The sequence below is a fragment of the Arthrobacter sp. 2RAF22 genome (genome assembly GCF_052115325.1).
GTDB lineage: Bacteria > Actinomycetota > Actinomycetes > Actinomycetales > Micrococcaceae > Arthrobacter.
The window spans coordinates 1-10327 of the sequence record NZ_JBFRGL010000028.1; the positions used below are offsets into that span (position 1 = coordinate 1).

The window sequence follows — 10327 nt, forward strand, 5'->3', positions numbered from 1 at the left end:
GGAAGCACCACCGCAATGATCGACACCGATCTTCTGGTCTACGCCGGAACCCTCGCGATCTTCATCATCGCCGCCCTCGCCGTCGGCATCCTGTGCCTGGTTGTCTTCACCGCTCTGGCAACCACCGCAAGCATCAAGAAGGCACGCCGCACCCAGCGGGTCCAACACGAATACGTCGACGTGCAGGACCCGGAACTGCTCGACGCCGAAACGTGCGAAGAGACGCCAGTGCCAGACGTGGAGACAACACACAGGCACTCCCGGACCGGGAACCGGGGCACTCGTTTGGGCCGGACTTCCCGGCCGCGACTGATCCAGCACATCTAGGTCCTCGCGCCGGCAGTGCGTCATGAAACGTGTCGTTGCCGGGTAAACCGGGGTGCTCTGAACGGGTCCGATTCGAGATAGAACAAGGAGTGGCGGGTGCATGAAGCCGCCACATGAGGAGGAAATGACTGATGGATCCATCGACGGAGATGCCGGCGTTCGTGCCGGCGGGGTGGTTTCCGGACCCTTCCGGGTCCGGGCGGTCAAAGTGGTGGGACGGTACGGGGTGGACCGGGGATGAATGGGATGCCCGCTCGGAGGCTCCRCCCGTCGGGCCGCCACTGAACGGAGGCCGCCCGCTGCTTGGACCGCAGGTTCGCCTCTATAGCCCGTTCCTGTGGACGATCCTGGCCCTGCCCGTAGTCACGATCATCCTGGATCTCGTGTTCAAGCTTTCGGTCGCTGGCTACCGTGATGGCGACGGATCCGAGACGGCTGACCCGGCACCGGCCATGGCGGCGGCTCTCGTTGCCTTTGTTGTTGTCGTTTCCTATGTGCTGATGGTCGTGATGGCCTACCGGGACTGGCTCTGGCTCGCCCGCGCCGGGGTTGTGCGGCCGTTCCACTGGGCCTGGGGGTTCCTGCCGACCGTGTACGTCATCGGCCGGACCATCATCGTGCTCAAGGTCTCCCCGACAAGTTCCTATTTCCCCATCGCCTGCGCCATCGCGATGATCGCGCTAGACAGGATATCCAACAGCTGGTGACATCCTGCCTCCGTCGCCGGCCTGATTGCCTCGCGCGCCGCCAACCACCGGTGAGAGGTAGGGGAGGTTGCCGATTTTGTGTGTCGGACCCGGGCCGGCTCGAACGGGCTGCCTTCCTCCCCAAAATGCGGCGACGCCTGTGCCAAGGCCAGCGTGCTAGGGCAGGTTCAGGTCCTCACCATACGTTCGTTCCATCACCGTCAGGGGCACGTTGGCCCGCCGTTCGCGTTCGTTTAGCTACAGGTTTGGGTCTGGGCCCCGCAGCTCCTCGATCCATGGCTCGGCTTTCTCCGTGATTCTGCGCCAGCAACTGCGATACGAGCAAATCGCAGTTGCGATGCGTTCGCCTACCTGAACGGTGGCGGGTAGTCCTCTGGCATGCCGAGGTGCTGGGGGAGAGGCCCCGGGACATTGGCCCATTATGGGCATCTGGGCGAACGCCGTCTCAGCCCTTCTCATCCGCGTCAGGCGGGACTGCGGTCCGCCTACGAAATGTCTGGCCAGCATGATGCGGGCCGCCGGCGAATGAAGAGAACGGTTGAGGAGAACATGGACACCGAAGAATCCCCGGACCTTTCCGGGCACGGGACCGCTGTGGTGGGAGTGGACGTGGGCAAGCTGCGCGAACTTCAATGACACTTATTGCCCTGTACCGGCTGGCCCTGGCGGATTCCCGGGACCCGGGTGCTGGGCCTGAGCGGGGACGGCATGGCCGCCGTCCGCCGTGTTGTCACCGACCCGGGTCCGGGTGTTCGAAGGTGATCGACGTCGACGTCCATCTCTGCGTCTATCTGGCCGTGCTCGTGCTGGCCGTTGTCGGTGCCCTCGTTAGCGGCCTGGCCGCAACGGTGATCCTGATACGGGCGGCCTCTTCCGTCCGCGGCCGCCGCAAGGGCGAAAGCCGGTGCCGTCCGGGATCAATGTCAAGCAGTCGTGTTTCTGGCGTCAGGGACGGCAACTGAGCGGGTTGCGTAATGGTGCAGGACTCACTCCAGTGTCTGGAGTCTACCCCATTGCCAACGGACGATGAGCTGCACAACAGGTGCTGGCGTGAAGTAGCCGCGGGCGCCACGGCCGGGCGGCATTACGCGAGATTGAGACCCGGACGGGTTCCGCAGGCCCCAAAACGCACGCCCGTAAAACCCGAATGCGCCCAGCGCAAACGCAAGCAGCGCGCATCAACTGAATGTCCCGGTACTGGCACAGTCAATGACCCCACGGGCGGGATCGTCCTTGGACTGTTGTGCTATTCGATGAGAACCAGTGCCGCAGGGTCGCCCTGGGTAACAGCGATCCGGCCCAGGCCCTGGTCCAGAATGATCCATATCGTGCTGCCGTCGGGTATGCGATCATCGATGATTCCGGTCCTGCTGTAGTTTCCGTTGTGGATCACCTCGACACGGTCGCCCCTGTTCAGGGTCCGCCAAAGACGCGCCTCTCCTGTTTTCACCAGGGGCTTCTCATAGTCGGGGACGGGCTTGTGGGCACGGACCGCAGGCCGTGCCGTCCTGGCCCGGTTGCCGGCTTTGAGGAATAGTGATCGAGTCATTCCGCTTGCTTCCTTCGCTTTGCTAATCGTCGCGCCGTGGCTGTGATCCAGCCACAGCCATCAGTGCGTCCAATCAATGACCCATCAGTGCGCATTTCGTGACGGAAGACCCCGCTTGTAGATCGCCAATCAGACGCTGGCTACCCGTGGCCCTTTGGTGGTGCTGCTTATTCCGTGTGCGCGGCGGTTTCAGTGTTTCTGCGCCGACGGGTCGCCACGATGAGCAGCAACAAGCCTGTTCCGAGGATCCCGGCGGTCCAGGGGGCGAGGGTTTGGATGATGGTTCCGGTGTAGGCGAGGGTCGCCTCTGTGGTGCCCGGTGGCGGGGAGGGCGTTCCTGGTGGGGAGGCCTGTGGGGTGACTGCGGTCGCGGCCGGTGTTGTTGTGGTGGCGCTGGGAGGGCAGGAGCCGGGCAGGGCAGAGGCGTCGAAGGCAACCAGCCCCGACCGGTTGCCGTTCGGGGCGTCCGAAGCGGAGCCGACGGTGGTGACCGCCGTTGCCTGGTCGGTGATCTGTGCCGTGGTGGCGCAGGCTAGCGGATCGACGCGGGTGGAGTAGCAGATCTGGGAGTAGGTGTCGCCGCTTCGGTTGAGCGAGAAGGTCGATGCGGCGACGGCTGTGGTGTCGGAGACCCCGGTGTAGGTGATGCTTGCGCTCAGCGATGAGGCAGGACCGGTCGATGGGACGGATGAGATGTCCAGGGAAGTCTTGCCTGGACCCAGCGGCAGGCCGGTGAACCCGGGCAGGGGCCCGTTGGCGTCCGCGAGGGTGAGGGTGGCGGCAGCGTACTCGGAACCGTTCAACCCGTTGAGGGTCAGGGTGGTCCAGGTGAAGGAGTGCTTTGCTTCGTCACAATAGGAAGGGGCGGCTGCGACAAGGGACTGAGAAGCCGAGATGCAGTCCTCGCCGGTGAGGGCGTTGAAGACGTTGATCCGGCCCTCGTCCCCGTCTGCTGCCAGGCATCCCGGGAGACTTTTCAGGGCCCGGACCGTGTAGTTCTTGGTGTTTACCGGTCCGGTGAATCCGACACAGTCCGGGACCGGACCTGCGCCGTCCCAGGATGCGAAGTCGAAGCAGAGGATCTGCCCGTTTGCCGGGGCCGATGTGTAGTACTTTGTGCCGAGAGCGAGCCCGGAGGCGTATTGGCCGGAGGCGAGAATGGTGTGCGCCGAGTAGGGGTTTGCTGGCAGGGGGGAGCCTGTGAGCGACCAGCACATCTGGGCCTCTACCGCGCACACGCCGGTCAGGGTCCCGGCAGGGGAGAACACCGGGGCGGTGACGGCCACGGTGGTCACGTTCCCGGCCGCGACGGGAAAGGCCGGACAAGGCGCCCCGGTGGCCGTGTCGAAGCAGGCCAGCGACTCACCGGCCGGGGTCATATATCCGGCGAAGGCGTATTGACCGTAAGTGGTCCCGGTGAAGATCCTGCTTATGTCGACGGACTGTCCCGAGGTGACCGGGGTAACCCCGCACGCGGCACTGGTCGACGGGTCGAAGCACAGCATGTTCCCGCTGGCGTCGAAGTAGTAATACCTGCCGTTCGCAGCGGGAATCCCGCTTCCTTCGATCAGCCCGTAGGAGCCGCCCAAGGGTGCGGTGCCCACGGTGTCCAGCCGGGCGAATCCGCAGCTTGACACTGCTGTGAGGTCCAGGCACTGCAGGCCCACTTCGTAGGCCGGGAATCCGCCGGCGCCGGTCGGGGAGAGCTTCTCTGCGGGCCAGTACAGCTTCCCGGCCGAGATGAACGACCCGTTGTGGACCGGCGTGGCTGTCGTCACCGTCCCCTGGCCCAGCGGCGTACCGGCTGTGGTGGAGACATAACTTGAGTTGGCGGGCCAGCCGGGGCAGACCTGGTTCGTCAGGGTCGCGCAGAACACGCTCGTGGTCGTGCTGTTGTGATGGAAGACGGTGTAGAGGTTCCCGTTGAAGTCCTCGACGGTGTATCCGTCGCCGCCCGGGGTGTTGAAGACCACGCCCGTCGGACTCGTGGGGGTACTGGAGGTTGTGTCCGAGGGCGAGATCGCGCCGGTCGCGCCCACACCCTTGGCGCCGGCCACCGGGGCTCCGGACGACCACGTCGTGCCGTCCGCGGAATGCTGTGGTGAGACGCCCGCAGGGACGGCCAGCGAGCCCGGGACATACGTCTGGCCGGCGCTGATCGGGTCGGTGATGATCACCTGCGCGCTGCTGGTGCTTCTGTTTGCGTAGTCGAGGACCCATCGGATCGTATCGCCAGGGGCCGCGTTACCGACTTTGCCGGACGAGTCGGCGGTCGAGCCGTTTCTCTGGTCCACGCCACTCTTTGTCACCGTCGACAAGGCAGTCACCGCGGCACGGGCCGGTGCCGCAGACAGCGCCGCCAACGAGGCGGCCGCGATCATCCCAGCCACGAGCGCAAGCGAGGCAGCGGCCGCTCCCAGTCTCCTGGCCCTGGCGCTTCGGATCGTGCGGCCCGTTTCCCCGGACGCTGTGGTCCCGGACTCCGAGTATGTCGCGGCTCCGCCTTCACTGTCCTCGGCGGTTTTCCGGGTCACGTTCGATGCGTGGTGGATCATTCCTAGCTCCTCGAATCTGGCCTGCGGCCGGGCACACGACCCCGCGTGCGTCGGCTTTAACCGGTGAGCCGCTGGAAGATGACGCTTCCCGGCCGGCGAAGGGCCTGACACGGAGGTCGTTTGGCCCCGAGTCCCTAAACGACTGCGGAAATATCGGTGGTGCGCTACGGCGCTTGTAGTTCGAATGGACGGGGAAGGCCTTCGTCGGCTGGTGACCGTTGTTGCTGGCTGAAGCTGACGGCAGCCTGATCCACGGATTAGTGGTGAGGGGGTGGGAGCATGTCAATAAGGCTCAGGCCCGAAGATGGCCGGAAGGGCCAATGTCATGAAGACGCTGTTGGGGTCCGGACGGTAACCGACGAATGGACCGCATGGGGCGAATCCGTATTTGCCATACAGTCTCCGGGCTGGCGCGAAGAACGCCTGTGCCCCGGTTTCCAGATACAGGCGCCTGTAGCCCCGTTGGCTAGCTAGCTTCCTCGATAAGAACGGCGAGGACGTGGGTTGCCACTTGCCGGTGGCAGGTCAGATCCTCAGATTCTCACCGGCTCAGGGTAGGCCATCTCTCAGGTATTTCGTCAGTCGACCAGGGATGCCCCATGCCGAAGCAGACGGCCTGCCCGGGGGATCTGAGGGGTTCAAGGGGCTTTTTGCATCAGGATCGAAGCACGCGAGGGTTGAGGTTTTGTGCGGGGTAGTGGGTGTTGCTCTTCCCATACTGTCCAAGGTCCGTGCTTTCGGCGGGTGCCCCGCACAAACCTGGACGCGGGGCCTCCTTCTTCCCCGGGTTTGGGCAAAAAGGGTTGGGCGGGTTGGGGGCTTGAAACGTATCCGACCCGCCCACCCTTCTCATGTCAAACTTTGGGAGTTACCTCGATGGCCCTTTCAGCACAGGAGTTCAGGTCCTGGTTGCTCCATGAGTCGTTGCCTGACACGGTTGCGGAGACCGCGCGCCACGCGCATCTCGAGGACCACCGTTTACCATCAGCTTTCCCGCGTTGGGGAAGGAACGGTTGTCGCGTTGGCCCGGGCCTGCGGGATCGCGCCTATTTTCCGCGCTGGGAAGTTTTCAGTCCTACCAGGATCTACCGAGAGGCCTCCGGAACCCCACGCAGGCAGAGATCCTGAGTCAGGTTTCGTCGGTGGACATTCTGGCAGAGGTCGTGGCCAGAGGGTCAGGAGAAGGTGGTGTGGCAGACACACCACGGGAGCTCAAGGCTTTTCCTCTCGCGGATTCCGTTTGGATGGAGGTCGAAGCGATCGATCCGGGCGGGCTTCGGAAACACATCAGGCCTGCTGACGCAACGCCCACCGGACACAGAGGCCGGAATCAGCCGGCCCTGGCTGCGTGCCCCGCGGCGGTCAATGCCCTGCACGCTGCCACAGGGTCCGGGGGAGCAGGAACCGGGCCGAGCATCAGGCCGACACCGTAATGTCCCCTGGCGTGGCGATACGCGCGTCGACGTCAAGCCCTTGGAATGACCCACAACAGCAATTAGTAGAACCGGAGTGGATGTGGAGAAGGAACGGTATCCGACTGCCGTGGTTGACGGGTTCACCCTGGGAATGTTTGTCAGCTACGGTGACGCGGGAGATGCGTGGGTCGAGGCACCCGGCGGCGGCATCGCAACGCTGATCTGGGAGACAGGATCTCCCGCGATGTTCGGGGAGGCCACCGCCCCGGACCCAGCCGGGCAGTGGGGAACCTACCGGGTCCGCATGGACCTTCCCCTGACCACCGACGCGGAAGCCGAAACGTACCTCCGCGGGCTCCTGCCTGAGATCTTCCCCCGCTGGCACGCCTGGGCGGTCACCCGGAGCACCCGTAACCAGTATCAGGGGTCACCCCGTGAAGATGGAGCCCCCGCTCCTGCGGACGCGGCTGATGGCCAGGCGCGGCAGACAGCCGGGAATAATCTGCGGATCGGGTTCGTCATCGTTGTGGTCATCGCGGCATTGACCGCTGCCGTCTTCGGCATCCAGGCCGGGGTGTGCCCTCCCAAAGCAGCAGCCGCGATATCCGCGCCGGCACCCACTGCGGTGCCCACTGCGGCTTCGCCGAAGGCATCCCCCTACTTCCCGACGCCCGGGCATGAAGCCCATCTCCGCCCGCTGGGTTTCCCGGCGCCGCTCCCCGGGAAGAGTGACTCGTATGCGTTTCTGCCAGGCGGGGCAGCCGGGCAGAAATTCGTTGCGTACGACCCGTGCCGGCCGGTCCACTACGTCGTCAGGGAAGCCAATGCACCCGCCGGCGGATCGGAGCTCATCCAGACCGGTTTCGCCGAGCTCTCCCGCGTGACGGGCCTGAAGTTCATCAACGACGGGACCACCCAGGAGGCACCGTCCGACGCGCGGAAGCCGTTCCAGCCCGGCGTTTACGGTGACCGGTGGGCGCCGGTCCTTGTTGCGTGGACTTCCGAAACGGAATACCCGACCCTCGCCTCGAAAGAAACAACAGAGGGCACAATGCTCAGGCTGGGGGTCGCCGGCAGCGGCACCGCAGGCATCCGTGACGGCCGCCGCGTGTACGTCACCGGACAAGTCGCCCTGAACGCGCCGGCCCTTGCGGAAACCGCAGCCTACGAAGGACAGCCAACCGTCTATGGATCCGTTATCGCCCACGAACTGGCCCACCTCGTCGGTGAAGACCACGTCCAAGACCACGAACAACTGATGTACCCGACCAGGAACGGACACCTGAGCGGCTACGCAGCCGGGGACCTCACCGGACTCGCCCAACTCGGCCAAGGCCCCTGCGCCCCCGAACTATGAACCCCCGGCGGCATTCCCGGCAGCACCGGCACCGGCGGAGTATGAAAATACGGTCCCGGGGCAGGCGGGAAGTAAGGCGGCATCGGCGGGGACGCGACCGGTCCGGCGAACACCCCCGGATCCGGGCCGCCTGCCGGTGGCTGGTCGTCGCTCATGCTGTTCACTCCTGGTCCTGGTTCCTGCTGGCTTTTCCTGAATACTTGCGGAGGAGCATTTCACCACGTGTCCGCCTCCGCCATGGCCGACATGATCACCCCCTCGCTTCCCGGCTCGTGCCGGCCCGGCCTGGGTCGGCTTACTGCACCGTGGATTACTGCACGAGCAGTGTGGAGGAGGCCTTGATGGCACTCAGGACTGCGCTGACCAGCAGAACGGCACCACACCATTGACCAGTCCGGCCATGGCGGCCCCCATATCGCCCACGTGAAGGACGGGGCTTTTGACCGGGCGGGAGAACGTGTACGTCAGTGATCCGCAGTTGCCGGTGCAGCCTGTGAGAAAGAAGCCGATCAGCCAGGCCAGGGCAATAAGTGGTTTGCGTGGACCCGGATCCAGGGGGATGGTTTCCAATGACCGGTCGCTCCGTCACCGCTTGCCGGTCAGTGCTGCGTGTTGGTGGCCAGGACATAGAGGAACGCCCTGGCCAGAAGCGCCAGGTAGAGGAGGCCGGGGGTGAGGCCGGTCGTGGCCATTTTCGGGTTCTCCAGGCTCTCTTTGCGGAAGCGTGCCCCGCCCAGGACGCCGAGAATGACGGCGGGCGGTGCGAAGATCATGCCCAAGAACGGAAGCCAGAGGGTTGCTCCGGGCGCGGTGACAAAGCCGTCAAAGGGCAACCACGGGGTGGTCAGAAATGCCCATCAGCAGTGACGCCAGCCCGAATCGGCTCACGTCCGGGACCGTTGCGTGTCGCCTCCTGCCCTGGCCGCCCGTCCCTGCCGGGATATCCAGAGCGTCGGCTGAGTGTGTTGCCGGGTCCATGCCGGCCGGAACGGACAGGAACTGGCATCCGGACAGGTGGATCAGACGATGCCGGATGGTGAGATGGTGTGGCTGTTCCAGGACCGTGGACTCGGGCGGGTCCTGTTCCACCAGAGTGACAAGGTCGACCTTTTCCTCGACACGTCCTGAGGGTATCGGCGGCCCGGCGAGGGGGGCCTGGCTGGTTCCTGTCAGGCGGCGTCGTCGGAGGGAATGTCTGCCGGGTCCTCAGAGGTTGTCCCGATGACCGCGAAGCAGAGGCGTGGTGTTAGCGCTCCCTCAAGATTGCGTTAAGAATTTTCCCTCTGCGTCATGAAAGCCGGCTTCCCGGGGTGTTAGAAGCAGGAACGTATGGGGTTCCTGTTTTCTCAGGTCTCGGGGGCAGTAGAGCGGCAATGTCAATGCACATCATCGATGCGGATGCGCCGGTGTCTGTGCCGTCGGCACCGGAAGGGCCCTTGGGGGAGGAGTCAGCTCTCCTTGACGGTGTCCGGGCAGGAGAGCCGGAAGCCATGGCCGTGTTGTATGAGCGGTACCGGGAACCCGGACTACGGTTCATCAGCAGCCTCATGACCGGCACCCAGGAAGCCGAGGACGTGTTCCATGACGCCTTCACCAAGGCCGTGGGTGCCATCCGGAACGGGCATGGACCCACGGACATCTTCGGCGCCTACCTGAACACAGCGATCCGCTCGGTCGCGAACACCTTCTGGAAGAAGCAGGCGCGGGAGCAGCCGGCCCCTGATGAAGACCTGGACCCGGGCCTGTTCGATGACCCTGGCCTGGAGACGGCCTTGTCGTTGTTCGAGCACGAGCAAATCGCCATCGCGATGCGCTCGTTGCCTGAACGGTGGCGTGTCGTGCTCTGGCACGCGGAGGTGCTGGGGGAGAGGCCCCGGGACATCGCACCGTTGATGGGGATCGGGGCCAACGCGGTGTCCGCCTTGTTGATCCGGGCGAGGGCGGGACTTCGTGCCGCCTACGAGAAGCAGAACCCGGTCGGATGCCCCGCAACTCCGGAGCAAGCACCACCGGCCGATGAAAAGGAAGCGCGGGAATGATCGGAAACAACACCGGACCAGACCCCGACACGGACACTGCCGCCGGCATTGTTCCGGTTGATGCCGCCGCTCTGCAGGACCTGACCGAGAAGTACACCGCCTACCGCCAAACCATGGACCGGGACTACTACGACCCGGTCCGCGCCTTGAGCGTGACGGGTGAAGTCCTGGCCTCCGTCCGGGAGATCGTCGTCAACGGCCACCCCGGCACCCCGGAAACCACCTCAGAGGAAGCACCACCGCAATGATCGACACCGATCTTCTGGTCTACGCCGGAACCCTCGCGATCTTCATCATCGCCGCCCTCGCCGTCGGCATCCTGTGCCTGGTTGTCTTCACCGCTCTGGCAACCACCGCAAGCATCAAGAAGGCACGCCG

General features: G+C 64.8%; 10 protein-coding genes. 5 read left to right on the forward strand and 5 right to left on the reverse strand.

Going from position 1 to position 10327, the window contains the following annotated elements:
• Window positions 1-327 (forward strand): hypothetical protein (locus AB4068_RS15585; protein ID WP_441433857.1); only part of this gene is annotated, 327 nt, incomplete at its 5' end.
• Between the two features lie 131 nt (window positions 328-458).
• A complete protein-coding gene (locus tag AB4068_RS15590) occupies window positions 459-1034 on the forward strand; it encodes a DUF2510 domain-containing protein (protein WP_441433858.1) in 576 nt (191 codons plus the stop codon).
• A gap of 1246 nt (window positions 1035-2280) precedes the next feature.
• Here AB4068_RS15590 and AB4068_RS15595 read toward each other — a convergent pair.
• Together AB4068_RS15595 and AB4068_RS15600 are read right to left on the reverse strand one after the other, a co-directional pair.
• Window positions 2281-2583: a hypothetical protein gene (locus AB4068_RS15595; protein ID WP_441433859.1), complete on the reverse strand. Its 303-nt coding sequence runs from the start codon at window positions 2581-2583 to the stop codon at window positions 2281-2283.
• Window positions 2584-2750: 167 nt separating this feature from the next.
• Window positions 2751-5138, reverse strand: a complete 2388-nt coding sequence (locus AB4068_RS15600; RefSeq protein WP_441433860.1) for a hypothetical protein — start codon at window positions 5136-5138, stop codon at window positions 2751-2753.
• 1515 nt (window positions 5139-6653) lie between these two features.
• Between AB4068_RS15600 and AB4068_RS15605 the strand changes: the two genes are divergently transcribed.
• Entirely contained in the window at window positions 6654-7910 is a 1257-nt protein-coding gene (locus tag AB4068_RS15605) for a peptidase (RefSeq protein ID WP_441433861.1), read from the forward strand.
• Between the two features lie 348 nt (window positions 7911-8258).
• On the opposite strand, the gene AB4068_RS15610 is transcribed toward AB4068_RS15605, so the two are convergent.
• Genes AB4068_RS15610 through AB4068_RS15620 form a run of 3 tightly spaced genes read right to left on the reverse strand, consistent with a single transcriptional unit; the run spans window position 8259 to window position 8999 of the window.
• Entirely contained in the window at window positions 8259-8480 is a 222-nt protein-coding gene (locus AB4068_RS15610) for a hypothetical protein (RefSeq protein WP_441433862.1), read from the reverse strand.
• A 29-nt stretch (window positions 8481-8509) separates the two neighbouring features.
• Window positions 8510-8683 (reverse strand): hypothetical protein, encoded by a 174-nt coding sequence (locus AB4068_RS15615; protein WP_441433863.1) that lies wholly within the window; start codon window positions 8681-8683, stop codon window positions 8510-8512.
• Between the two features lie 49 nt (window positions 8684-8732).
• Complete coding sequence (locus AB4068_RS15620; RefSeq protein ID WP_441433864.1) at window positions 8733-8999, reverse strand: hypothetical protein; 267 nt, start codon at window positions 8997-8999, stop codon at window positions 8733-8735.
• Window positions 9000-9283: 284 nt separating this feature from the next.
• On the opposite strand from AB4068_RS15620, the gene AB4068_RS15625 reads away from it, so the two are divergent.
• Window positions 9284-9949 carry an RNA polymerase sigma factor gene (locus tag AB4068_RS15625; protein ID WP_441433865.1) on the forward strand — a complete coding sequence of 222 codons (666 nt, stop codon included), beginning with the start codon at window positions 9284-9286 and terminating at the stop codon, window positions 9947-9949.
• Complete coding sequence (locus tag AB4068_RS15630) at window positions 9946-10197, forward strand: hypothetical protein (protein ID WP_441433866.1); 252 nt, start codon at window positions 9946-9948, stop codon at window positions 10195-10197. Before AB4068_RS15625 ends, AB4068_RS15630 begins: the two co-directional genes overlap by 4 nt.
• Window positions 10198-10327: the final 130 nt, after the last annotated feature.